25 protein-coding genes are annotated in these 24,284 nt (G+C 66.7%); 16 read left to right on the top strand and 9 right to left on the bottom strand.

From position 1 onward, the window contains the following. Positions 1-29 precede the first annotated feature (29 nt). The 3 genes from ACM0PK_RS07955 (at position 30) to ACM0PK_RS07945 (ending at position 3,251) form a co-directional block, all read left to right on the top strand. Entirely contained in the window at positions 30-1,457 is a 1,428-nt protein-coding gene (locus ACM0PK_RS07955) for an outer membrane protein transport protein (protein ID WP_019662229.1), read from the top strand. 134 nt (positions 1,458-1,591) lie between these two features. Then, the gene (pnuC, locus tag ACM0PK_RS07950; protein ID WP_072169014.1) at positions 1,592-2,191 is read left to right on the top strand and encodes a nicotinamide riboside transporter PnuC; all 600 of its coding nucleotides are present in this window, start codon (positions 1,592-1,594) and stop codon (positions 2,189-2,191) included. Then, positions 2,178-3,251 (top strand): AAA family ATPase, encoded by a 1,074-nt coding sequence (locus ACM0PK_RS07945; protein ID WP_414607766.1) that lies wholly within the window; start codon positions 2,178-2,180, stop codon positions 3,249-3,251. The genes pnuC and ACM0PK_RS07945 overlap by 14 nt, the downstream gene beginning before the upstream one ends. Positions 3,252-3,369: 118 nt before the next feature. On the opposite strand, the gene putA is transcribed toward ACM0PK_RS07945, so the two are convergent. Beyond that, positions 3,370-6,588, bottom strand: coding sequence for a bifunctional proline dehydrogenase/L-glutamate gamma-semialdehyde dehydrogenase PutA (gene putA, locus ACM0PK_RS07940; RefSeq protein WP_414607765.1), 3,219 nt, complete (start codon positions 6,586-6,588; stop codon positions 3,370-3,372). Between the two features lie 274 nt (positions 6,589-6,862). Here putA and ACM0PK_RS07935 point away from each other — a divergent pair, with 274 nt between their 5' ends. Genes ACM0PK_RS07935 through ACM0PK_RS07910 form a run of 6 tightly spaced genes read left to right on the top strand, consistent with a single transcriptional unit; the run spans position 6,863 to position 11,695 of the window. After that, positions 6,863-7,339: a DUF2244 domain-containing protein gene (locus tag ACM0PK_RS07935; RefSeq protein WP_021202927.1), complete on the top strand. Its 477-nt coding sequence runs from the start codon at positions 6,863-6,865 to the stop codon at positions 7,337-7,339. 11 nt (positions 7,340-7,350) lie between these two features. After that, positions 7,351-8,307, top strand: coding sequence for a cytochrome c oxidase subunit II (gene coxB, locus ACM0PK_RS07930; RefSeq protein ID WP_111201299.1), 957 nt, complete (start codon positions 7,351-7,353; stop codon positions 8,305-8,307). Between the two features lie 59 nt (positions 8,308-8,366). Next, positions 8,367-9,974, top strand: a complete 1,608-nt coding sequence (gene ctaD, locus ACM0PK_RS07925; protein ID WP_005407790.1) for a cytochrome c oxidase subunit I — start codon at positions 8,367-8,369, stop codon at positions 9,972-9,974. 8 nt (positions 9,975-9,982) lie between these two features. Then, positions 9,983-10,219, top strand: a complete 237-nt coding sequence (locus ACM0PK_RS07920; protein ID WP_032953854.1) for a hypothetical protein — start codon at positions 9,983-9,985, stop codon at positions 10,217-10,219. After that, complete coding sequence (locus ACM0PK_RS07915; protein ID WP_053498717.1) at positions 10,216-10,806, top strand: cytochrome c oxidase assembly protein; 591 nt, start codon at positions 10,216-10,218, stop codon at positions 10,804-10,806. Before ACM0PK_RS07920 ends, ACM0PK_RS07915 begins: the two co-directional genes overlap by 4 nt. 13 nt (positions 10,807-10,819) lie before the next feature. Then, on the top strand, positions 10,820-11,695 hold the full coding sequence (locus tag ACM0PK_RS07910) for a cytochrome c oxidase subunit 3 (RefSeq protein ID WP_119706025.1): 876 nt from the start codon (positions 10,820-10,822) through the stop codon (positions 11,693-11,695). A gap of 20 nt (positions 11,696-11,715) precedes the next feature. On the opposite strand, the gene ACM0PK_RS07905 is transcribed toward ACM0PK_RS07910, so the two are convergent. Next, on the bottom strand, positions 11,716-11,934 hold the full coding sequence (locus ACM0PK_RS07905) for a twin transmembrane helix small protein (RefSeq protein ID WP_005415003.1): 219 nt from the start codon (positions 11,932-11,934) through the stop codon (positions 11,716-11,718). A 57-nt stretch (positions 11,935-11,991) separates the two neighbouring features. Between ACM0PK_RS07905 and ACM0PK_RS07900 the strand changes: the two genes are divergently transcribed. The 5 genes from ACM0PK_RS07900 (at position 11,992) to ACM0PK_RS07880 (ending at position 16,393) form a co-directional block, all read left to right on the top strand. Further along, a complete protein-coding gene (locus ACM0PK_RS07900; RefSeq protein ID WP_414607764.1) occupies positions 11,992-12,708 on the top strand; it encodes an SURF1 family protein in 717 nt (238 codons plus the stop codon). Positions 12,709-12,803: 95 nt separating this feature from the next. After that, complete coding sequence (locus ACM0PK_RS07895; RefSeq protein ID WP_414607763.1) at positions 12,804-13,373, top strand: redox-active disulfide-containing membrane protein; 570 nt, start codon at positions 12,804-12,806, stop codon at positions 13,371-13,373. A gap of 10 nt (positions 13,374-13,383) precedes the next feature. Then, positions 13,384-14,547 carry a COX15/CtaA family protein gene (locus tag ACM0PK_RS07890; protein WP_065179434.1) on the top strand — a complete coding sequence of 388 codons (1,164 nt, stop codon included), beginning with the start codon at positions 13,384-13,386 and terminating at the stop codon, positions 14,545-14,547. 4 nt (positions 14,548-14,551) lie between these two features. Continuing rightward, entirely contained in the window at positions 14,552-15,445 is an 894-nt protein-coding gene (gene cyoE / locus ACM0PK_RS07885) for a heme o synthase (RefSeq protein WP_053498710.1), read from the top strand. A gap of 141 nt (positions 15,446-15,586) precedes the next feature. After that, positions 15,587-16,393, top strand: a complete 807-nt coding sequence (locus ACM0PK_RS07880) for a calcium-binding protein (protein WP_414607762.1) — start codon at positions 15,587-15,589, stop codon at positions 16,391-16,393. Positions 16,394-16,508: 115 nt separating this feature from the next. Here the strand turns inward: ACM0PK_RS07880 and ACM0PK_RS07875 are convergent, their stop codons facing one another. The 6 genes from ACM0PK_RS07875 to rpsU form a co-directional block, all read right to left on the bottom strand. Then, positions 16,509-17,480 carry a bile acid:sodium symporter family protein gene (locus ACM0PK_RS07875; RefSeq protein WP_065179432.1) on the bottom strand — a complete coding sequence of 324 codons (972 nt, stop codon included), beginning with the start codon at positions 17,478-17,480 and terminating at the stop codon, positions 16,509-16,511. Between the two features lie 28 nt (positions 17,481-17,508). Next, a complete protein-coding gene (locus ACM0PK_RS07870; RefSeq protein WP_414607761.1) occupies positions 17,509-18,009 on the bottom strand; it encodes a protein tyrosine phosphatase family protein in 501 nt (166 codons plus the stop codon). 27 nt (positions 18,010-18,036) lie between these two features. Beyond that, on the bottom strand, positions 18,037-19,776 hold the full coding sequence (gene dnaG / locus ACM0PK_RS07865) for a DNA primase (RefSeq protein ID WP_414607760.1): 1,740 nt from the start codon (positions 19,774-19,776) through the stop codon (positions 18,037-18,039). Positions 19,777-19,837: 61 nt separating this feature from the next. After that, positions 19,838-20,758 carry a YihY/virulence factor BrkB family protein gene (locus tag ACM0PK_RS07860; protein ID WP_005415012.1) on the bottom strand — a complete coding sequence of 307 codons (921 nt, stop codon included), beginning with the start codon at positions 20,756-20,758 and terminating at the stop codon, positions 19,838-19,840. Between the two features lie 105 nt (positions 20,759-20,863). Next, on the bottom strand, positions 20,864-21,307 hold the full coding sequence (locus tag ACM0PK_RS07855; protein ID WP_005415013.1) for a GatB/YqeY domain-containing protein: 444 nt from the start codon (positions 21,305-21,307) through the stop codon (positions 20,864-20,866). Positions 21,308-21,440: 133 nt separating this feature from the next. Further along, the gene (gene rpsU, locus ACM0PK_RS07850) at positions 21,441-21,656 is read right to left on the bottom strand and encodes a 30S ribosomal protein S21 (protein ID WP_002808376.1); all 216 of its coding nucleotides are present in this window, start codon (positions 21,654-21,656) and stop codon (positions 21,441-21,443) included. 166 nt (positions 21,657-21,822) lie between these two features. Between rpsU and tsaD the strand changes: the two genes are divergently transcribed. Further along, a complete protein-coding gene (gene tsaD / locus ACM0PK_RS07845; protein WP_414607759.1) occupies positions 21,823-22,848 on the top strand; it encodes a tRNA (adenosine(37)-N6)-threonylcarbamoyltransferase complex transferase subunit TsaD in 1,026 nt (341 codons plus the stop codon). 33 nt (positions 22,849-22,881) lie between these two features. On the opposite strand, the gene ACM0PK_RS07840 is transcribed toward tsaD, so the two are convergent. Then, a complete protein-coding gene (locus ACM0PK_RS07840) occupies positions 22,882-23,541 on the bottom strand; it encodes a hypothetical protein (protein WP_329843464.1) in 660 nt (219 codons plus the stop codon). Positions 23,542-23,904: 363 nt separating this feature from the next. Here ACM0PK_RS07840 and folB point away from each other — a divergent pair, with 363 nt between their 5' ends. Beyond that, positions 23,905-24,258 carry a dihydroneopterin aldolase gene (gene folB / locus ACM0PK_RS07835; protein ID WP_005415016.1) on the top strand — a complete coding sequence of 118 codons (354 nt, stop codon included), beginning with the start codon at positions 23,905-23,907 and terminating at the stop codon, positions 24,256-24,258. Positions 24,259-24,284 lie beyond the last annotated feature (26 nt).

Here is a 24,284-nt window from a genome sequence, read left to right as displayed (position 1 = left end):
TCACCGCTTACCGGAGAGAGAGAACTACGATGCAAACCGCTTCCACCATTGCCCGACTGACCCTGCTGGCCGTCGGCGTTGCCGGTGCGCTGGCCGCCGCCGATGCCAATGCTGCCGCCTTCCAGCTGAAGGAAAACAGCGCCAAGGGCCTGGGCCGCGCGTTCGCCGGCTCCACCTCGACCGAAGGTGACGCCTCGGTCATCGCCACCAACCCGGCCTCCATGCGCCTGCTCGACGGCACCCTGGTCCAGGGCGACGTCAGCGCCATCAGCTTCGGCGCCAAGTTCCGCGGCCAGGGCCAGTACGGCAACGGCGCGCCGATTTCCGGTGGCAACGGCGGCGACGCCGGCATGATCGCCCCGGTTCCGGCCGCGTACTTCCACGTGCCGTTCGGCGAGAACGACAACATGCACTTCGGTGCTTCGCTGACCGTGCCGTTCGGTTTCAAGACCGAATACGACCGCGACTGGGTCGGCCGCTACAACGGCGTCAAGACCGAGCTGCAGGCCATCGACCTGGGCGTGGCGTTCTCCTATGACGTCAACCCGTACCTGTCGTTCGGTGCTTCGGTGTTCGCCGAGCGCCTGAACGTCGACCTGACCAGCGCTGTCGATACCGGCACCGCGATCAACGCCACGGCCCAGCGCACCGCTGCGGCGCGTGTGCTGGCTGCAGGCGGCACCGCAGCCCAGGCTGCGGCGGCGTCGCAGGCCGCTGCACGCCAGGCCGCCCAGCTCGGCTTCTCGCCGGGCACCGCCGATGGCTACCTGCGCATCAAGGGCGACGAAGTGTCGGTCGGCTACACCCTGGGCATGACGGTCACCCCGGTGGAAGGCACCAACATCGCCTTCAGCTACCGCTCGAAGGTCGAGCACAAGATCACCGACGGCAAGGCCGACTTCACCATCCCGCAGAACGCTGCCGCCTTCCTGGCCACTGCCGCCCCGGGTACCTTCATCGACAGCAACGGCCGCGCCACCATCACCCTGCCGGCCAGCGCCACCATGGGCTTCACCCACCGCGTGAACGACCAGTGGCAGATCATGGCCGAGGTCACGCGCACGGCGTGGAGCAAGTTCGACCAGGTCACCGTCGACTATGACTCCAACCAGCCGGACAGCGTGCTGCCGTTCCACTACCGCGACACCACCTTCGCGTCGATCGGTACCGATTTCCGCGTGAACGACAAGCTGACCCTGCGTGGCGGCCTGGCGTACGACCAGACCCCGACCACCGACGCCCACCGTGACGTGCGCGTGCCGGACACCACCCGCAAGTGGCTGTCGCTGGGCCTGACCTACGCCGCTTCGGACAAGATGGAATACAGCGTGGGTTACACCCACCTGTTCACCAAGGATCCGAACATCACCTCGACCTCGGCCACTGCCAACACCGTGACCGGCAAGTACAAGGTGAGCGGCGACGTGCTGGCGGCGTCGATGCAGTACAAGTTCTGATTCGGGCGATTGCCTGAAGCAGTACGAGGAGAGCCCCGCGCAAGCGGGGCTTTCTTTTTGCGGAGGGTATCCACGCATGGCATGGATCTGCTGGTCCGACGACGCAGGGCGTGGATCTACGCGACAATGGTGCGATGAACCTGTCCGACCCGAACTTCCAGCTGGAGCTGGCCGCCAACATCGCCGTCGCCGGCTCGATCCTGCTGGCTGGTCGCAACAACGTGCACACCTGGTGGCTGGGCATCGTCGGCTGCGCATTGTTTGCGGCCGTGTTCGAGCGCTCGCACCTGTATGCGGACATGGTGCTGCAGTTCTTCTTCATCGCCATCAGCGTGCTGGGCTGGTGGCAGTGGCTGCGCGGCGACCATGGCGCGCCGCTGCCGATCACTGCGCTGCGGCCGCGTGCGTGGGCCTGGCTGGCGCCGCTGGCGATGGTGGCCACGTTCGGCTACGGCTGGATGCTGACCCGACTGACCAACGCCTATGCGCCTTACATCGATTCGGCGGTGCTGGTGCTGAGCGTGATCGCGCAGATCCTGATGATGCGGCGCAAGCTGGAATCGTGGTGGGTGTGGCTGCTGGTGAACACCGTGGCAGTGCCGCTGTACTACAGCCGTGGCCTGCATCTGACCTCGATCCTCTACATCGGTTTCTGGATAAACGCGCTGGTCGCCCTGCGCCATTGGCGCCATCTGATGCGGACCGAGGCCAAGGCAGCCGATGCCGCCGCCTGAGCGCGTCGCGCGGGGGTTGGTGGTGGGCAAGTTCTGCCCGCTGCACCTCGGCCACGAACGCCTGATCGACTTCGCCGCCACGCGCTGCCGGCAGTTGCTGGTGATCGGCTGGTCGCAGCCGGGTTTTGCCGGTTACAGCGCTGCTCGCCGCGAACGCTGGTTGCGTGCGCGCTTCCCCCGGGCAACGGTGGCGGTGCTGGATGATGCGCGGTTGGCAGCGCTGTGTGCCGAACATGGCGTGCCGCCACGCGTGTTGCCGCACGACAGCGACAGCGAGCACGTGCAGCGCGAGTTCACCGCCTGGCTGTGCCAGCACCTGTTCGGTGGCCCGGTGCAGGCGGTATTCACCGGCGAGGACTACGGTGACGGCTTCGCGCAGGCGCTGGCCACGCACTTCGGTGCGCCGGTACGCCATGAGCGGCTCGAACGCGCATTGGACGCCGGGCAGGCGTGCGGCACCCAGCTCCGCGCCGATCCGCACGCGCACCGCCATGGTCTCGCACCGGAGGTGTACGCCGGATACGTGCAGCGCGTGGCCTTCATTGGTGGCGAGTCCAGTGGCAAGACCACGCTGGCGCGGGTGATGGCCGAGCGCCTGCAGACCGCCTGGGTGCCGGAGTATGGCCGCACGCTCTGGGAGCATCAGGGGGGCGACCTGATGCCGGACGATCTGCTTCGCATCGCAATGACCCAGCCGCAGCATGAAGACAAGGCTGCGCGGCGGGCGCATCGCTGGCTGTTCTGCGATACCACGCCACTGGTGACGCTGGGCTACAGCGGCTGGATGTCTGGTACGGCGCCGGAGGCACTGCGGCAGGCTGCATTGCGGCCGTATGACCTGCTGTTCCTGTGTGCGCCGGATATCCCTTTCGATCAGGACGGCACTCGGGTGGGCGAAGCCTTCCGGGCGCAGCAGCATGCGTGGTACCTGGAGCAGCTGCAGGCAGAGGGTGTCGAGTATGTGCTGCTGGAAGGCGACCTGGAGACGCGCATCGCGCGCGTGCAGGGCGAGCTGGTGAAGCGTGCGGACAACCGGTTCAGTGTCGCCCAGCCTCTGTAGCGCCGAGCCCACGCTCGGCTGCGCCGGAAAAGCCGAGCATGGGCTCGGCTCTATAGGAAGCAAAGCACAAAAAACCCCGCATTCGCGGGGTTTTTTGTTTACTGCATCAAGCAGGCGATCAGTCGCCCAGGGTCAGCAGCGAGGCGTTGCCGCCGGCGGCGGTGGTGTTCACCGTCACCGTCTTTTCGGTGGCAAAGCGCAGCAGGTAGTGCGGGCCGCCGGCCTTCGGGCCGGTGCCGGACAGGCCCTGGCCGCCGAACGGCTGCACGCCGACCACCGCGCCGATCTGGTTGCGGTTGACGTACACGTTGCCGACATGGACGCCGTTGCTGATGCGGTCAACGGTCTCGTCGATGCGCGAATGCACGCCCAGGGTCAGGCCGTAGCCGGTGGCGTTGATCTGGTCGATCACCGCGTCGAGCTGGTCGCCCTTCCAGCGGATTACGTGCAGGACCGGACCGAAGACTTCCTTCTGCAGCTGGCCCAGGTCCTTCAGTTCATACGCGCGCGGTGCGAAGAAGGTGCCATTGGCGGCTTCGGCGGACAGCTCGGCGGCGGCGATCAGGCGCGCTTCGCGGTCCATGCGCTCGGCGTGGTCCTGGAGGATCTTCAGCGCGTCGGCATCGATCACCGGGCCGACGTCGGTAGACAGCAGGCCCGGGTTGCCAACCTTCAGCTCCTTCATCGCGCCGGCCAGCATGGTCATCACCTTGTCGGCGATGTCGTCCTGCACGAACAGCACGCGCGCGGCCGAGCAGCGCTGGCCAGCGGAGGTGAAGGCCGAACCGATCGCGTCCTTGACCAGCTGTTCCGGCAGCGCCGAGGAGTCGGCGATGAAGGCGTTCTGGCCGCCGGTCTCGGCGATCAGCACGCCGATGGCGGCGTCACGCGCGGCCATCGCGCGGTTGATCGCACGGGCGGTCTCGGTGGAGCCGGTGAAGGCCACGCCGGCCACGCGCGGGTCGGCGGTCAGCGCCGCACCCACGGTGGCGCCGTCGCCCGGCAGGAACTGCACCACCTCGGCCGGCACGCCGGCATCGTGCAGCAGCTTCACCGCGTAGTAGCCGATCAGGTTGGTCTGCTCGGCCGGCTTGGCGATGACGCTGTTGCCGGCGGCCAGGGCAGCGGCGACCTGGCCCAGGAAGATCGCCAGCGGGAAGTTCCACGGGCTGATGCAGACGAACACGCCGCGGCCATGCAGCTGCAGTTCGTTGGACTCGCCGGTCGGGCTGGGCAGCTTCTCGGCGTGGCTGAACTGCTCGCGTGCCTGCTTGGCGTAATAGCGCAGGAAATCCACGGCTTCCCGCACTTCGGCGATGCTGTCGGGCAGGCTCTTGCCGGCTTCCTTCACGCACAGCGCCATGAACTCCGGCATGCGCGCCTCCAGCTGGTCGGCGGCGTGCTCGAGGATGGCGGCGCGGCTGGCGGCCGGGGTGCGGTTCCAGGCCGGCTGCGCAGCCACGGCGTTGGCCAGGGCCTTCTGCACGGTGGCGGCATCGGCGGCCAGCCACTGGCCGACCACCTCGCGGGTGTCGGCCGGGTTGGTCACCGGCAGCGCGGCGCCGGCCGGGTTGGCACCCGGTACCAGCGGCGAGGCCTGCCACGGCTTCACGGCGGCGTTGAGCTGCTCGGCCAGGGCGCGCAGTTCGTTGTCGTTGGCGAGGTTGGCGCCCATGGAGTTCTTCCTGTCGTGGTTCTGGCTGCGCAGCAGGTCAACCGGCAGCGGGATCTTGGGATGCGGAATCGATTCGAACGAGGCGACCATCTCGACCGGATCGCGGATCAGGTCGGCGATCGGCACGCGCTCGTCGGTGATGCGGTTGACGAAGCTGGAGTTGGCGCCGTTTTCCAGGAGGCGGCGCACCAGGTACGGCAGCAGGTCTTCGTGCGAACCGACCGGGGCGTACACGCGGCAGGGCAGGTTCAAGCGGTCGGCCGGCACCACTTCGGCGTACAGGTCGTCGCCCATGCCGTGCAGCTTCTGGTGCTCGTACACGCCGCCGTTGGCGATGTTGCGCACGGCCGCGATCGTGTGCGCGTTGTGCGTGGCGAACATCGGGTAGATCGCGTCCGCATGGGTGAACAGCCGCTTGGCGCAGGCCAGGTAGGACACGTCGGTGTTCTGCTTGCGGGTGAACACCGGGTAGCCCGGGTAGCCTTCGATCTGCGCACGCTTGATCTCGGCATCCCAGTAGGCGCCCTTGACCAGGCGCACCTGGAGGCGGCGACCGGCACGGCGTGCCATGTCGGCCAGGTGGTCGATTGTGTACGGCGTGCGCTTCTGGTAGGCCTGTACGACCACACCGAAGCCATCCCAGCCAGCCAGAGAGGCGTCGGAGAACACCTGCTCGATGATGTCCAGCGACAGTTCCAGGCGGTCGGACTCTTCGGCGTCGACGGTGCAGCCGATGCCGTAGCTCTTGGCCAGCTGTGCCAGTTCCAGCACGCCCGGCACCAAGTCCTTCAGCACGCGCTCACGCTTGGCGTGCTCGTAGCGGGGGTACAGCGCCGACAGCTTGATCGAGATGCCCGGAGCGTTGTTGACGTCGCCGTCCGGGCGGCCGCCGCGGGCCTTGTGATCACCGCCGATGGCGTGGATCGCGCGACGGTAATCTTCCAGGTAGCGCAGTGCATCCTTCATGGTCAGCGCGCCTTCGCCGAGCATGTCGAACGAGTAGCGGTAGCTGGCGTTGTCGCCCTTGTGCGAGCGCGACAGCGCTTCGCTGATGGTGCGGCCCATCACGAACTGGTGGCCCATGATCTTCATCGCCTGGCGTACGGCCAGGCGCACCACCGGCTCACCGACGCGGCCGACCAGGCGCTTGAATGCGCTGGGCGCATCGGCGCGCGTGGCGTCGTTCATCTGCACCAGCTTGCCGGTCAGCATCAGGCCCCAGGTGGAGGCATTGACCAGCACCGAGTCGCTGCCACCCAAGTGCTTTTCCCAGTCGGCATCGGCCAGCTTGTCGCGGATCAGCTTGTCGGCAGTGTCCTGGTCCGGAATGCGCAGCAGGGCCTCTGCCACGCACATCAGCAGCACGCCTTCTTCGCTGCCCAGGTCGTACTGGCGCATGAAGGCTTCGATCGCGCCCTGGTCCTTGGCACGCACGCGCACGCGGCCGACCAGGTCGGCGGCCAGCGCCTGCACCCTGGCCTGTTCCTCGGCGGGCAGGCGCGCCTGCGCCAGCAGCTCGCGGACGTGGCTCGCCTCGTCCTTCAACCAGGCATCGGTGATGGCCTGGCGGAACGGGTTGGGGGGCGCCGGCAGTTCCGGCGACAGCAGCGCGCCCGGACGCGGGGCGTCGTGGGCGGCAGGGGAGGAGGTAGGTGCGTTCATGCCGGTCCGGCCAGTGGAAAACTTGGCGATTTTAATCATTTTTGCGGCCTTCGGAAGTGCCACGCAGACACCTTCATGAGGGGCTGATAGCCACTAACGGTGGTGGATTCGGCGTGTTCAGCAAACCCGGCGAGATTTGTGCTGAATTCGTCATCCGTGCCGCCGACCGCATGCTGTGTTGCAGCATCGGAAAAAGTGTGAATGCACCCTTGCTACCGGCGAGAGGGCGGGGCTACCATCGAGACGTTTCCCGCGGCAGGAACGCGGTTGCGACATGATCGAGGTGCTTCCAGCTCCGGATGGGTCAGGTACGCAGCTGCGGCTGCGTCCCCCACGGGCGCTCGATGCCCGGCAGTTCGTCCTGTTGTTCACCGTGTTGTCGGGTGCGATGTGGCTGGTGTCCGCCCTCGGGTGGTGGGCCGGCAATGCATTCGCCCCCCTGTTCGCGCTGCTGTACAGCCTGGTGCTGGCAGCGGCGCTGCGTGCCTTGTGGCGCAGCGGTGAACGGCAGGAGGAGATCCGGGTAGTGCCGGCGTACGTGGAGGTCATCCCCGTACCCGGTGGATCGCCGGTGTTCCGGGCCCACCCGCACTGGGTGCGCCTGCTCACCGACGATGAGAGGGTCCGGCTGGCATCCAGCGGCCGGCAGGTGGAGGTGGGGAGTTTCCTCGCGCCGGCCGAACGCCAGACGCTCGCAGAGACACTTGAAAGCTTGCTCGCCGCCAGCGATGGCGGCAACCGACGACGCTAAGGGTCTAGGCAATGAAGCAAAGCAGCAGGTGGGGCACGAAGTGCGTGAACGCGGTTGCCGCGATGCTGGCGACCGGGGGACTGATTCCGGCGTTGGCCTGGGCCCAGGCGGCCGATCCCAAGCCGTGGCAGCTGAACATGGGCAAGGGGGTGACCCAGACCTCGCGCCTGGCTTGGGAATCGAACAACCTGTCATTGATCATCTGCACGGTGATCGGCGTCATCGTATTCGGCGCGATGGCCTACGCCATCTTCAAGTTCCGCAAATCCAAGGGCGCAGTCGCCGCCACCTTCAGCCACAACACCAAGGCCGAGATCATCTGGACGGTGATCCCGGTGATCATCCTGATCGTGATGGCGTGGCCGGCCACGGCCAACCTGATCAAGATGTACGACACCCGCGATGCCGAGATGACGGTCAAGGTCACCGGCTACCAGTGGATGTGGAAGTACGAATACCTCGGCGAGAACGTCACCTTCACCAGCCGCCTGGACCGCGAGTCCGACCGCGTGCGGCAAAGTGGCATCGTGCCGACCCGTGAAAGCCATCCGCACTACCTGCTGGACGTCGACAACCGGCTGGTGTTGCCGGTCGATACCAAGGTGCGTTTCGTCATCACCTCCGACGACGTGATCCACGCCTGGTGGGTACCGGCGCTGGGCTGGAAGCAGGACGCCATCCCCGGCTTCATCAACGAAGCCTGGACCAGCATCGAGCAGCCCGGGGTGTACCGCGGGCAGTGCGCCGAGCTGTGTGGCAAGGACCACGGCTTCATGCCGATCGTGGTCGAGGCGGTGTCCAAGGAGGACTTCAAGCAGTGGCTGGCGCAGCGCAAGCCTGCACCGCCGGCCGAGCCCGCCCCCCCTGCGGCACCTGCAGAACCGGCTGCCCCTGCGGGCGAAGCACCGGCGGCACCTGCTGCAGCCGAAGCCGGCAACGCACCTGCGGTTGCGGCCAGCGGCGCGTGATGTAAAGCCCGCGGCCGCTCGCGGCCGTGGTGACAACCGATTCTGAGAGGTGTTTTGCAATGGCGCACTCGGCAGTTGGGCACGACGATCACCATCACCACCAGAGTTTCTTCGAGCGTTGGTTCTTCTCGACCAACCACAAGGACATCGGCACGCTGTACCTGGGTTTCAGCTTCATCATGTTCATCATCGGCGCGGCGATGAGCGTGGTAATCCGCGCCGAGCTGGCGCAGCCGGGCCTGCAGTTCGTCAAGCCCGAGTTCTTCAACCAGATGACCACCGTGCATGCGCTGGTGATGATCTTCGGCGGCGTGATGCCGGCGTTTGTCGGGCTTGCCAACTGGATGATCCCGCTGCAGATCGGTGCGCCGGACATGGCGCTGCCGCGCATGAACAACTGGTCGTTCTGGCTGCTGCCGGTGGCCTTCAGCCTGCTGCTGCTGACGCTGTTCCTGCCCGGTGGTGCACCGGCCGGTGGCTGGACGCTGTATCCGCCGCTGTCGCTGCAGGGCGGCTACAACGTGGCCTTCAGCGTGTTCGCCATCCATGTGGCCGGCATCAGTTCGATCATGGGTGCGATCAACATCATCGCCACCGTGCTCAACATGCGCGCGCCGGGCATCGACCTGCTGAAGATGCCGATCTTCTGCTGGGCGTGGCTGATCACCGCCTTCCTGCTGATCGCGGTGATGCCGGTGCTGGCCGGTGCGGTGACCATGCTGCTGACCGACAAGTTCTTCGGCACCAGCTTCTTCAATGCCGCCGGTGGCGGTGACCCGGTGATGTACCAGCACATCTTCTGGTTCTTCGGCCATCCCGAGGTCTACATCATGATCCTGCCCGCCTTCGGCGTGGTCAGCGAGATCATCCCGACCTTCAGCCGCAAGCCGCTGTTCGGCTACCAGGCGATGGTGTACGCCACCGCCGCGATCGCGTTCCTGTCGTTCATCGTCTGGGCCCACCACATGTTCACCGTGGGCATGCCGCTGGGCGGCGAGATCTACTTCATGTTCGCCACCATGCTGATCTCGATCCCGACCGGGGTGAAGGTGTTCAACTGGGTCAGCACCATGTGGCGGGGCTCTCTGACGTTCGAGGCGCCGATGCTGTGGTCGGTGGCCTTCGTCATCCTGTTCACCATCGGTGGCTTCTCCGGCCTGATGCTGGCGATCGTGGCGGCCGACTTCCAGTACCACGACACCTACTTCGTGGTTGCGCATTTCCACTACGTGCTGGTGACCGGCGCGGTGTTCGCGCTGATCGCGGCGGTGTATTACTGGTGGCCGAAGTGGACCGGGCGCATGTACAGCGAGAAGTGGGCCAAGGTGCACTTCTGGTGGTCGATCGTGTTCGTCAACCTGCTGTTCTTCCCGCAGCACTTCCTCGGCCTGGCCGGCATGCCGCGTCGCATTCCGGACTACAGCGTAGCGTTTGCCGACTGGAACCTGATCAGCTCGATCGGTGCGTTCGGCATGTTCGTCACGCCGTTCATGATGGCCGCGATCCTGCTGTCCTCGCTGCGCAACGGCGAGAAGGCCGAAGCACGCAGCTGGGAAGGTGCACGCGGGCTGGAGTGGACGCTGCCATCGCCGGCACCGGCGCACACCTTCACCACGCCGCCGACCATCCGTCCGGGGGATCTGGCGCATGACGACATCACGCATTGAGGTGGGGCATGCATAACGAGAGCCCACTGCAGACCTGTAGAGCCGAGCCATGCTCGGCTGACGAAAAGCAGCCGAGCATGGCTCGGCTCTACAACTACGAAGAGCAGCCGACCAGCGGTCGGCCCTACCAGGGCGGAAGCATCGAACAGCAGCGCCAGCGTGCCCGGCGCACGGCGATGTGGGTCGGCGCCATCGCGGTGCTGGTCTACGTCGGCTTCATCCTCAGCGGGGTGATCGGCCGATGAGCGAGGCACCGGCCAGCACGCGGTCACCCAGTGCCGGGCTGCCGCGCCTGATCGGCGTGGCAGTGGCGGTGTTCCTGCTGACCTTCTCGCTGGTGCCGCTGTACCGCATTGCCTGCGAGAAGGTATTCGGCGTGCGCCTGGAACGCGGCCCGGGTGGTGAAGCCAGTACGGGTGCCGCAGCTGGCAAGCGCACCGTGCGGGTGGAGTTCGATGGCGGCGTCAATTCGCGCCTGCCGTGGTCGTTCCATCCCGAGCAGCTGACCATGGATGTGGTGCCCGGCGAACTCAACGAGGCGCTTTACTTCGCCCGCAACGACAGCCAGCAGGCAGTCGTTGGCAGCGCGGTGCCTTCGGTGGCGCCGGCACGCGCGTCGGGCTTCTTCAGCAAGACCGAGTGCTTCTGTTTCACCGCGCAGACGCTGCAGGCCGGCGAGAAGCGCGACATGCCGGTGCGCTTCATCGTCGATCCGGACCTGCCGCCGGAAATCAAGACGATCACCTTGTCCTACACCTTCTACCGCAACGACGCGTTGTCCGATCGGCTGGCCCCGGCCGCCACCTCGGACGGCGCGCACGCCGCACCCTGACCCGGATACCGACATGGCCCAGACACCGACCGACGCCAACGTGTACTTCGTCCCGGCCCAGAGCAAATGGCCCTTCGTGGGCTCCATCGCGATGATGGTGACCATGGTGGGCGTGGCCAGCTGGCTCAACGATGCCAGCTGGGGGCGCTGGACGTTCTACATCGGCATCGCGATGCTGGTGTTGACCCTGTTCTGGTGGTTCAGCGACGTGGTGCGCGAATCGCAGGCCGGCAGCTACAACCACCAGGTCGATGGCTCGTTCCGGATGGGGATGATCTGGTTCATCTTCTCCGAGGTGATGTTCTTCGGCGCCTTCTTCGGCGCGCTGTTCTACACCCGCAACCTGGGCCTGTCGTGGCTCAGTGGCGAAGGCCGCGGGGTGATGACCAACGAGCTGCTCTGGCAGGGCTACTCCGCCGGATGGCCGACCAATGGCCCGGCGGCGATCGGTGGTGCCTTCCAGACCATCCCGGCGTGGGGCCTGCCGCTGATCAATACGCTGATCCTGCTCACCTCAGGCGTGACCCTGACCATCGCCCATCACGCGTTGAAGGCCGGCAACCGCCGCCAGCTGCTGATCTGGCTGGGCCTGACCGTGGTGCTCGGCCTCGGTTTCCTGACCCTGCAGGCGGAAGAGTACATCCACGCCTACAAGGAACTGAACCTGACGCTGGGCTCGGGCATCTACGGTTCAACCTTTTTCATGCTGACCGGCTTCCACGGCGCGCACGTGCTGCTGGGCACGATCATGCTGATCGTGATGTGGCTGCGTTCGGCCAAGGGACACTTCACCCGCGACAACCATTTCGGTTTCGAAGCCGCCGCGTGGTACTGGCACTTCGTCGACGTGGTGTGGCTGATGCTGTTCCTGTTCGTCTACGTGCTTTGACCGCGCACGCATCGGTGGCCTCAGCCGCCGACGCCGTGCGGCTTGATCCAGCCCATGTAGATGCTCACGATCACCAGCAGGATCAACGCGACCGACACCGCGATGCGGCGTGTCAGTGCGTTGACCGTGCGCTTGGTCTGGCCGCGGTCGACCAGCAGGTAATACAGGCCGGCGCCCAGATTCCAGACGATGACGATCAGAAACGCGATTACCAGCAGGGTCTTCAGCGAATCACTCATGCGCGGCTCGAGGGCAGGGTGGATGTGCCTATCTGACCGCGTTTGCGCGGACTTGTCATGATGCGCCAGCACACGCGCGTGCTCGGATGGCTGCTGGCCGTGCTGGCCATGGCCGGTTTCACCGCATTGGGGCTGTGGCAGCTGCAGCGCATGCATGCCAAACAGGCAATGTTGGATGCACAGGGTCCAGCCGTGGCTCAGACGCTGTCGCTGGCCCAGGCGCTGGCAGCGCCCGGTGCGTTGCACGGCGTGGCCGACCACGGTCGCTTCCTTCCCGGCGTGGTGCTGCTGGACAACCAGATCCGGCATGGCCGCGCCGGCGTGAAGATCTATCGCCCGTTCCGCAGTGACGAGGGCAGCGTGCTGCTGGTCGATCTGGGCTGGCGCGCGCTGCCGCCGGATCGCACGCTTCCTGAGGTGCCGTCGCCGCCTTCGCCGGTGGCCGTGCGCGGGTTGCTGGCGCCACCGCCTTCGGCGGGGCTGGTACTGGGTCCGCCGTTCTCCGCCACCGGTGAGGCGGGGCGCTGGCTGGCCAGCCGCTTGCCGGCCGAGGGCCTCGCCGCAGCGCTGGGCCTGCCAACACTGCCCGAGCGGGTCCTGCGACTGGACCCGGCGCTGCCCTTCGGCGACGAGCGTGACATGGACCTGCTGCCAAATACGCTGCCACCGCAGCGACACCTGGGCTACGCCGTGCAGTGGTTCGGCCTGGCCCTGACCGTGCTGGTGGTGGCGCTGGTGCTGGAGCGGCGCAGGAGACGGCCCATCGCCCGGTAGTGCCGGCCGCTGACCGGCAATTCCCGGATTCCCGGATGCCGGCCAGCGGCCGGCACTACCGGCATCGTTTACCCAACCATGAGAAAATGCCCCACATGAACACTGCTACGTCCCCGCAGGCGCGCGGCTCCGGCCGCCGGACCCTGGTGCTGCTGTTTGCCGTGTTCTTCGGGGCGATGGCGCTGGCCGCGGTATTGCGCTTCTCCGGCTGGCAGCCCACCGGCCACCGCAATGCGGGACAGCTGCTGAAGCCGCCGGTCGATCTGCGCCAGCAGACGCCGACCCTGGCCAGTGGCCAGCCCTATCCTTGGAACCCCGAGGCCCGCACCTGGCGCCTGCTGGTGGCACCGGCCGGTGCCTGCGACGAGCAGTGCGTCACTTTGTCGCAGGGACTGGGCAAGGTGTGGCAGCTGTTCGGCCATAACGCCGATAATGTCGAGATCCTGTGGCTGGGTACGCCACCGGCGTCGATCGCCTCGCTGCCCGCGCTGCGGCCGCTGGCTCCGTCGCCAGCCCTGCGCGCGGCGTTGCCGGGCGTCGATGATCCGGCGGGACTGCCGGTCTACGTGATCGATCCGAACGGCTTCGTGATCATGCGCCATGCCCCGGGTTCCGACCTGGGTGGCCTGCGCAAGGACATGGCCACGTTGCTGAAACTGAAGTGAGTCCCGTTTGATGAGCCTTTCCGCGCGTCCGGCGCTGCACCGCAATTTCCACCGCCTGGCGTGGTTCGCCATGATCATGACCGCGAGCACGATCATGTTCGGCGCGTTCGTACGCCTGTCCGATGCCGGCCTGAGCTGTCCGGACTGGCCGACCTGCTATGGCCAGGCCACCTGGCCGCAGCACGTGGAAGAGACCATCGGCCACCCGGCGGCGGAGATCCGCCCGCTGGAGACCCACAAGGCCTGGCGTGAGCAGGTGCACCGCTTCCTGGCCGGCGCGCTGGGCATCGAGATCCTGACCCTGGCCCTGCTGGCCACGCGCAAGCGCCGCTTTGGAACCACGGCAGTGGTGACCGCCTGCGTGCTGGTGGCCGCTGGCATACCGCTGTACATGATGGGCTGGCATGGCACCGCCAGCGCATTGGCTCTGGTCGGCGAGGCGATCCTGCTGATCGCCGCGCTGCGCTGGAGCAACATCGACCTGGCACGCGCTGCACTGCTGACCCTGGCGGTGGTGATCTTCCAGGCCCTGCTGGGCATGTGGACGGTGACCCTGCTGCTCAAGCCCATCGTGGTGATGGGGCACCTGCTGGGCGGCATGCTGATGTTCGCGCTGCTGGCTTGGATGGCGTGGCGTGCCACGCACATGCCGATCACCCTGGCCGAGGCGCCGAAGCTGAAGTGGCTGCTGCGCATCGGCCTGGCCGTGCTGGTCACCCAGATCGCCCTGGGCGGCTGGGTCAGCGCCAACTACGCGGCGCTGGCCTGCGGCGGTGGCAGCGCCTCGCTGGACAACTTCCCGCGCTGCGCCAACCAGTGGTGGCCGCAGCACAACTTCGTCGAAGGCTTCACCCTGTGGCGTGGCATCGGCGTGGACTACGAAGGCGGCGTGCTGGATGGCGCCTCGCGTATCGCCATCCAGATGGCGCACCGCTTGTTCGCGGCGGTGGTGGCCATCTACCTGCTGTGGCTGGGCGTGCGCCTGTTCCGGTTGCCGAGCATGCGCGGCTGGGCCAGCGCGCTGATCGCGCTGCTGGTGCTGCAGGTCACCCTCGGCATCCTCAATGTGAAGCTGGCGCTGCCACTGGAAGTGGCCGTGGCCCACAACGGCGTGGCCGTTGCCCTGTTGTTCGTGCTGGTCAGCCTGCTGGCCCGCCTGCGCGCCCCGGACTGATTCCATGTTTTCCAACTACCGCCAGTACTGGGACCTGACCAAGCCCAAGGTCGTCGCCCTCATTGTCTTCACTGCCCTGGTCGGCATGGTCCTGGCTGTCCCGGGCGTGCCCAGCTGGGAGCAGGTGCGCGCCGGCCTGCTCGGCTTCCTCGGCATCTGGCTGGCCGCTTCGGCGGCCGCTGCGATCAACCAGTTGCTGGATGCGCACATCGATGCGCAGATGGCACGCACGTCGTGGCGCCCGCTGGTGGTCGGCAAGGTCAAGCCATGGCAGGTGCTGGTGTTCGCCGGCGTGCTGATCGTGCTGTCGATGACCATCCTGGTGCTGTGGGTGAACCTGATCACTGCGGTGCTGACCTTCGCCTCGCTGATCGGCTACGCGGTGATCTACACCGTGTACCTGAAGCGTGCGACCTCGCAGAACATCGTCATCGGTGGCCTGGCCGGCGCGATGCCGCCGATGCTGGGCTGGGCTGCGGTGACCGGCATGCAGGGCTCGTCGGACTGGGCATACTCGTCGCTGCTGGTGCTGATCATCTTCATCTGGACGCCACCGCATTTCTGGGCGCTGGCGATCTTCCGCCGCGAGGACTATGCCAAGGCGGAGATCCCGATGCTGCCGGTGACCCACGGCGTGGCGCACACCCGCAAGCAGATCATGGTGTATTCGGTGGTGCTGGCGCTGGTCTGCCTGTTGCCCTACCTGGTGGGCATGAGTGGTGCGTTCTACCTGGGCGGCGCGATCGTGCTCAATGCCGTGTTCCTCTGGTACGCCTGGCGCATGCTCGACCCACCGGATGAGCTGTTCTCGATGAAGATGTTCTATTACTCCATCGTGTACCTGATGGCGCTGTTCGCCTTCCTGCTGGTCGACCACTGGATCCTGCCCTGGTTGTGAAGCACCACCTGTAGAGCCGAGCCCATGCTCGGCTGAGGGGGGATTGGAAGAGCAGCCGAGCGTGGGCTCGGCTCTGCACTTGATCTCTTCCAGCGGCGTCGCCATTGCTGTTCCTGACCTCAAGGAAAGGAGCGAGCAGGGATGCATACGATCTTCCGTTGGACCACCGCGCTGATTCTGGCGCTGGGCATGGCCGTGATCGCGCATGCCGACGACACCGCCGCGCAGATCCACCAGCACGCCGGTGATCACCGCCTGCTGGAGCTGGGCGAATTCCATGGAACCCGCGAGACGCCGCTGCTGGTGCGGCAGCTGGTGGATGACTACAGCCGCACCGGGCCGGTCCTGCTGGCGCTGGAACTGCCACGCGGGGAAACCTCCACGCTGCGCGATTACCTGGCTTCCGATGGCGGGGAGAAGGCACGCCAGCATCTGCGCGGGCGTGCGTTCTGGACCGTGCGCGATGACCAGCATGATGGCCGTCGCAGCCGCGACATGCTGGCAATGATCGAAAGCCTACGCGTGCTGAAGTCGCAGGGACGTGTGATCGACGTCGTTGGCTATGACGTCAACGCCAGCAAAGGCGGCAACCAGGTACGCGATGACCTCATGGCAGCCGAGTTGCGGCGGCTCTATCGAGGCCTACCGGCCAATGCGCGCATGCTGGTGCTGACTGGTAACGTGCACGCGATGCTGCAAAGGCCGCAAGGTGTGCCGCCAGAAATGCAGATGCATCCGATGGCGTCGCAGCTGCGGGACCTGGATATCTACAGCGTACGGTTGGGCGCGCAACGTGGTCAGACGTGGGGATGCGCGGGCGGTTGCATGGCGCGGCCACTTCGAGAGCAGGTTGCCACGGGGCCGCGGGTCGCTGCCGGTGCGGAACGGCCGTACGACCTATGGGTATGGATGCCGGAACTGAGCGTCGGGACGCTGGTGGATCCGTAGCGTCAGGCAAACCATCCACGCATGGCGTGGATCTACTCCGGATCACAGGTGTCAGCCGAGCGTGGGCTCGGCTCTACAACAGATCCACGCCATGCGTGGATGTCCTCCCGTCGGGTCAGGGCGCGCGCTTCGCGTACCGCTGCGCGATCACGCCGCAGACGATCAGCTGGATCTGGTGGTAGATCATCACCGGCAGCACGATGGCGCCGAGGCTGCCGCCGGCGAACAGCACCTTGGCAATCGGCACGCCGGTGGCCAGGCTCTTCTTCGAGCCGCAGAACACGATGGCGATCTCGTCCTCGCGGTTAAAGCGCAGGCGGCGGGCGATGAAGGTGATCAGCGGCATGGCGATGCCCAGCAGCACGGCGGCCACCACTGCTACGGCCAGCAACGAGAGCAGCGGCGTCTTGCTCCACAGTCCTTCGGTCACCGCCTCGCCGAACGCCGAATACACCACCAGCAGGATCGTGCCCTGGTCGGTGTAACGCAGCAGCGCGCGCTGCTTTTCCACCCAGCCGGCAATCCACGGCCGCAGCAGGTGGCCGGCCACGAACGGCACCAGCAGCTGCAGCATGATGCCGCCGATCGCATGCAGCGGGTCGTGCACGCCGCCGGAGGTGCCCGCCAGCGCGGTCAGCAGCAGCGGGGTCAGGAATACGCCGAGAATGCTCGACAACGAGGCACTGCACACCGCTGCGGGCACGTTGCCATGCGCCATCGAGGTGAACGCGATGGACGACTGCACGGTGGAGGGAAGGGTGCACAGGAACAGCACGCCCAGGTACAGCTCCGGGGTCAGCAGCCAGCCCGATAGCGGCTTGAACATCAGCCCCAGCAGCGGGAACAGGAGGAAGGTGCAGGCCAGGATGGTCAGGTGCAGCCGCCAGTGCAGCATGCCGCCAATGATCGACTCACGTGGCAGGCGCGCGCCATGCAGGAAGAACAGTGCAGCGATGGCGACGGTGGTGACATCGTCCAGGACGATGGCGGCGGCGCCCTTCATCGGCAGCAGGGAGGCCAGGCCGACGGTGCACAGCAGGGCGAGGGTGAAGTTGTCCGGTCGCAGGCGCGACCACCAGCGGGTCATGGTGGGCAGAGTCCTTGGTGCGGAGGGTTCAGGGCGAGGTGACCGGCGTGGCCAGGCGTTGGCGGGTGGCGGCTTCCAGCGAGGTCAGGCCAGCACGCGGGCCCAGCTGAAGGGCCTGTTCGGGGCTGGCATGTTCGTAGCGTGCGTTGACCAGGCCGAGCACGGCGCCAGCGCGGTTGCCGGACGCACAGTGCAGCAGCACAGGCCCCTGGCTCTGCCGCAGGGCCTGGTGCACGGCGCGCACATTGGCCGCATCGAGGCCCTCGGCACCGGCCACCGGAATGCGCACGTAGCGCAGGCCCAATGATTCGGCAACGCGCGTTTCATCGAACCCCCGGTCCTCGCCGGGCTGGCGCAGGTCGATCACGGTGCGCACGCCCTGCGCGGCAAGTTCGCCCAGTTGTGCGGCGGAGGGCTGGCCGCCGGCATACAGGCCCGGCCGGACTTCCCTGAGCGGGCCATCTGCGGCCAGGGCCGCCAGTGGCAGGCAGAGCGACAACAACAGCAGGCAGGTCAGGCGCAGCAGCATGGTCCTCTCCGTGAAAACGTTCTGCCGCTACAGGCGCAGCCCGGCGCGGGCCTTCAGCAGCTCGCGCAGTTCGTATTTGTCAGTATCATCCAGGCCCTGCTGGCGCTGCTTTGCCAACAACTCCTCCAGACGTTGCACCAGCAGCTGTTTCTCCAGCTGTGCCACCGCGTCGTGCAGTTCCTGGGTCCAGCTGGCCTCGGTGCCAGGCAGCGTCTGTGCCGCCAGAGTGTGCAGCGACGCCTGTTCCTCGCGGCCGTCGAAGTGTTCCAGCAGGGCGCCGGTGCTGATGTCCGGGCGCTGTTCGACCAGCCCCAGCAGTTCCAGCAGCAGCTCCACGCCCGGCAGTCGCAGGCCCTGGAAGTGATGCTTTCCGCCCAGGGTCAGCGCCAGCGACGGCTGCTGCAGCAGCACGGCGATCGCGCCGCGCACCAGGCTGCGCTTGGCCACCGGCTGGATCGTCCGCTGTGGCTGGCGTTGCGGCATCGGCGCGCGCGTGGCCTGGGCAGTGCCGCCCAGGCCGGTCAGCTGCGCCAGCTGCTGCTTCATCAGGTCGCCGAAGGCACCGTCGGGAATCTGCGCCAGCATCGGCTTTGCGCGTTCGGCCAGGCGTGCCTTGCCGTCCAGCGTGCCCAGGTTGATCTCGCGGGTCAGTTCATCGAAGAAAAACTGCGACAGCGGCGTGGCCTGCTTCAGGCGCTCGTTGAAGGCCTCGGCGCCTTCCTTGCGCACGATGCTGTCCGGGTCCTCGCCATCGGGCAGGAACAGGAAGAACGCCTGGCGGCCGTCCTTCATGCGCGGCAGCACCGACTCCAGGGCCTTCCAGCCGGCGCGGCGGCCGGCGGCATCGCCGTCGAAGCAGAAGAACACGTCCGGCGCGTTGCGGAACAGCAGCTCGGCATGGTCCGGCGTGGTCGCCGTGCCCAGCGTCGCCACCGCCTGGGTGACCCCGAACTGGAACAGCGAGACCACGTCCATGTAGCCTTCGACCACGATCAACCGCTCGATCTTCTGGTTGGCCTGGCGCACCTGCCACAGGCCGTACAGTTCGCGGCCCTTGTGGAACAGCGCGGTTTCGGGCGAGTTGAGGTACTTGGGGCCGTCGTCCTTCTCGAACACGCGCCCACCGAAGGCGATCACCCGGCCACGACGGTCGAAGATCGGGAACATCACCCGGTCGCGGAACTTGTCGTAGACGTGGCCGCGATCGTTCTTGGAGAACAGGCCGGCGCGGTCGAGCAGCTTCATGCGGCGCTCGTCCTTGCCCAGCGCATCGCGCAGGCCGCTGTAGCCATCCGGTGCGTAGCCGATCTGGAAGCGCGCGCGGTTCGCTTCGTCCACGCCACGGCTTTCCAGATACGCGCGTGCCTTCTCGCTGCCATCCAGATTCTTCTGGAAGAACCTGGTGGCGGCGTCCAGCGCCGAGTACAGCTCGCGGCTGTCGTCCTGCTGCTGGGGGCTGCGCGGGTTTTCGTTGCGCGGCACGTCCATGCCGGCACGCTTGGCCAGTTCATCCACCGCGTCGAGGAACTCGAGGCGGTCGTAGTTCATCAGGAAGCTGATCGCGGTGCCGTGCGCGCCGCAGCCGAAGCAGTGATAGAACTGTTTGGTGGGCGAGACCGTGAACGAGGCCGAGCGCTCGTCATGGAACGGGCAGCGTGCGGCGTATTCCTTGCCCTGGCGCTTCAACGGCACGCGGCTGCCCACCACCTCGACGATGTCGGTGCGGGCCAGCAGGTCGTCGATGAAAGCGTCGGGGATACGGGCCATGGGCAACAGGGCAGGGCGCGGTACAGGACCACGCGACGGAACCGGGGGCGGTTGCCCTAGTTTACCCCCTGTCGGGCACCTGGCTGGCGGTGGCCGGATCGATGCCGGCGGCGGCCAGGTGATGGCGCGCGCGCAGGCGCTCATCGATCACCGCGGTCATCAGCGCGCCAACGAAGAAGACCACGGTCGCGTAATAGATCCAGACCAGTGAGATCACCAGCGCGCCCATCGAGCCGTAGGCACTGCCGGGGGCCACGGTGGCGATGTAGACGCCGATGCCGTAGCGGCCCAGTGCGAACAGTGCCGAGGTGATGACGCCGCCGATGAAGGCCTGGCGCCACGCCACGCGGCGGTCGGGCAGGTAGTGGTACATGAAGGCGAACCCCACCGCGTACAGCAGCAGGCTGGTGACGTACCCTAGCGCGGGGAGGATCGAGGGCAGTTGCGCGAAGGCCACCTGCAGTACCGTGGTGGCAGTCATCGACAGGATCAGCAGGAAGCCCAGGGCCAGCACCACGCCGAACGAGAACACACGCTTGCGCAGCCAGGCCTTGATGCCCTCCAGGCGCTCGCCACTGGTGCGGAAGATCAGGTTGAGCGCGTTCTGCAGCTGCGCGAACACGGCGGTGGCGCCGACGAACAGCAGCAGCGTGCTCCACAGCCCCGCCAACGAGCCGACGTCGGGCTGGTTGTCGGCGTTCTTCAGGACGGTTTCGGCCACCGTAGCCGCGCTGCTGCCAGCCACCGAGCTGATCTGGTCGATCAGCGCCTGCTGTGCCGGCGGGTACAGCGACGCGGTCAACCACAGCAGCAGCACCAGCAGCGGGGCCATCGACAGCAGGGCGTAGAAGGAAACGGAGGCGGCCTGGGTCAGCACGTCGACGTCGATGAAGCGCTTGGCCACCGCCATCGGAAAGCTGTCCTGCAGGCGCTTGAGGTACTTGTGCAGGGACACGGGAACGTTGGGCTCGGGTTCAACCATGGGTGTGGTTGTAGCAGGCGACCGACGAAGGTGCGGTGAAGCGGGTGCATCAATGGGGTCAGAGCCCTTTCGCGTTGCGAAAGGGATCCGACTCCGTGTACCGGATTACGCCAGCTGCTGCTTGACCAGCTTGGACACCAGGCCCATGTCGGCCTGGCCAGCGAGCTTGGGCTTCAGTGCGCCCATCAGCTTGCCCATGTCGGCCGGGCCGGAGGCGCCGGTCTCGGCGATGGCGGCCTGGATGGCGGCCACGATCTCGGCTTCGCCCATCTTGGCCGGCAGATAGGCTTCGATGACCACGATCTCGGCGCGCTCGATCTCGGCCAGGTCTTCGCGGTTGGCCGCTTCGTACTGGCTGACCGAGTCCTTGCGCTGCTTGACCATCTTGTCGAGCACGGCGATCACGGCGGTGTCATCCAGCTCGATGCGCTCGTCCACTTCGCGCTGCTTGATGGCGGCATTGATCAGGCGGATCACGCCCAGCTTGTGCTTCTCGCCCGCCTTCATGGCGGCCTTCATGTCTTCGGTGAGCTGCTGCTTCATGCTCATGAGGAACCTCGTGGTGGTAGGTGGGGCGGGGCGGATGCCCGAACCCGGAAACGCAAAAAGCCGGCGACGCTCGCGCGTGCCGGCTTCGGCTCCATCGCGACGGGCAGGCCCGCCGCAATGAAGATGCGTCCGATCAGTACAGGCGCTGACGCTTGGTGACGTCGCGCGACGAGCGGCGCAGCTGACGCTTCACAGCAGCGGCGGCCTTGCGCTTGCGCTCCTGGGTCGGCTTTTCGTAGAACTCGCGCTTGCGGGTTTCGGCCAGCACGCCGGCCTTTTCGCAAGTGCGCTTGAAGCGGCGAAGAGCAAACTCGAAGGGCTCGTTCTCGCGGACTTTGACGCTGGGCATGGAATCTCCGGGACACAGTAGAACCGGGTCACGCCCGGCGAGCCGCACATTATAGCGGCGAATCGACAAACTGCAAGCGGCCAACCCTGAATACGGGCCGGCGGTTCGAAAGCAGTGAGATCTGCACGTCCCCCGAGGGAGCGGCAGGGGCGTCATAATAGCAGGCATGCGAGTCCTTGGCATCGAATCTTCCTGTGATGAGACCGGCGTGGCGGTGTATGACACCGACCTGGCCGGCAGCGCGGCCCTGCGCGCCCATGCGGTCTACAGCCAGATCGCCCTGCACGCCGAATACGGTGGCGTGGTGCCCGAACTGGCCAGCCGCGACCACGTCCGCAAGCTGCTGCCACTGGTACGCCAGACCCTGGCCGACGCCGGCCTGGGCGTGGGCGATATCGATGGTGTGGCCTACACCGCCGGGCCTGGTCTGGTCGGCGCGTTGCTGGTCGGCGCCGGCGTGGCCCGATCGCTGGCCTGGGCGCTGGAGGTACCGGCCGTCGGCGTACACCATATGGAAGGCCACCTGCTGGCTCCGCTGATGGAAGACGACCCGCCGGAAGCGCCGTTCGTGGCGCTGCTGGTGTCCGGTGGCCATACCCAGCTGGTGGCGGTGGACGCGATCGGCCAGTACCGCCTGCTGGGCGAAACCCTGGACGATGCGGCTGGCGAGGCCTTCGACAAGACCGCCAAGCTGATGGGCCTGCCGTACCCGGGCGGCCCGCAGCTGGCCAGGCTGGCCGAGCAGGGCACGCCGGGCGCGTACCGCTTCGCGCGGCCGATGACCGACCGCCCGGGGCTGGATTTCAGCTTCTCCGGCCTGAAGACCCAGGTCCTGATTGCCTGGCGCGACAGCGACCAGAGCGAGCAGACCCGCGCCAACATTGCCCGGGGCTTTGAGGACGCGGTGGTCGAGACCCTTTCAATCAAGTGCGAGCGCGCGCTGGAAGCGGCCGGGACCAACGTGATCGTGGTTGCCGGCGGTGTAGGTGCCAACAAGCGCCTGCGCGCCCGCCTGCAGCAGATGGCCGAGCGCCTCGGCGGCCGCGCCTGCTTCCCGCGGCCTGCACTGTGCACCGACAACGGCGCGATGATCGCCTTCGCTGGCGCACTGCGGCTGCAGGCTGGCCAGCACAGCCCGCCGAAGGTGGATGTGACCCCGCGCTGGGACATGGCGACCCTGCCGGCGGTCTGAGCCGGTAGCGCCGGGCCACGCCCGGCGGACGCTTTACGGACGCCCGGCCAACGGCGACGCCGCCCATACCGTCGTCGCCCGCTCATGGCGCTGCAGCCACCCGAGGGTGTGCGGGCAGCGCGCATGGATCAGCCGCCCGATCGCGGCCAGATCGGCGCCGATGTCGCGCTCGAGGATGGGCTCGTGATGGGCGATGCGGTTGCGCAGGTGGCGGATGCGGCCAATATCCGCGTGGATGGCTTTCCGGATGACACTGGGGTGGGCGCAAGGCGCATGGCGCAGGACTCCGCTGAGTGCCGGTATCCACAGCGTGGAATCGAAGCGACATGTGAATAGCTGCTGCCAGAACACCATAGGCAGGTTGGCGACGATTTCAGGTGTATCGCTTACGCGACTGGCAAGTTGTTCCAGTGCCGTGCGTGGAGAAGTACTGGACGAAGTTGGCAGCCTGCGTCTAAAGGCATCATTCCAGGGCCAACGTGGACCGTGCTGCCGAACAAGAACCATTGCCGCGGCGTTGCGGGTGACCACCTCGCACAGATGGACCGGCATCATCAGTGCACCGCACAGCCGCATATTCCAGAGGTAGAGGGATTCGGCTGTGACGTCGGGGCCGCAGGTCGATGCGATTCTCTCGTAAGTGGACAGACGCTCCGCTGACAACGCGCGCCGCAGTGCATCGTATGAAGCCATCGTGATGTGCGGTGGTGAAGAATGGATCGATGTTGGCCAGTCAGGCGGGCAACAACCATAAGGGAACGTCGTTGTCCGTGCGGCCGATTCTCTGTGTTTCGCCTCGGACGAATACCTGAGCTTGCCTGTCGGAATTGGCCTTGACCGACGATCTGATCCTTGCCTACTCTGCGTGCCTGCGCCACCGGGACTCGCGGCTGTTCAACAGCCCCCCCCGGGGACAAACGGTAGTACCAAAGGGCCCTGCTAGCGGGGCCCTTTGTTTTTTCTGGGCCGCCCCGTGCCGGCCACCCGTCGCCCGTTCCGGGCAGGGTCACCGCCGTGCCGTTACCATGGCCGCCTGTATTGGCGCTGGTAACCGCAATGGACAAGGTTTTCATCGAGGGGCTGACGATCGACGCCCTGATCGGTATCTACGATTGGGAGCGACGGATCCGCCAGGACCTGGTGTTCGACCTGGAAATGGGCTTCGACAACCGTCGCCCTGCGGCCACCGACGACATCGCCCACACCCTGAACTACAAGGCGGTGAGCAAGCGCCTGGAGCAGTTCGTGCGCGAGTCGGAGTTCGGCCTGGTCGAGACGCTGGCCGAGCGCTGCGCGCAGATCGTGCTGGACGAATTCGACGTGAAGTGGCTGCGCCTGAAGCTGAGCAAGCCGGGCGCGGTGCGCGGCGCGCGCGCGGTGGGCGTGATCATCGAACGCTCGCGGGACTGATCCGGTAAATCCGGCCGCCGGCCGGC

It is taken from the genome of Stenotrophomonas sp. FR010 (genome assembly GCF_047520755.2).
Classification (GTDB): Bacteria; Pseudomonadota; Gammaproteobacteria; order Xanthomonadales; family Xanthomonadaceae; genus Stenotrophomonas; species Stenotrophomonas sepilia.
The sequence above is the reverse complement of the archived record's forward strand: the minus strand, read 5'-3'. Positions and strand labels throughout refer to the sequence as shown.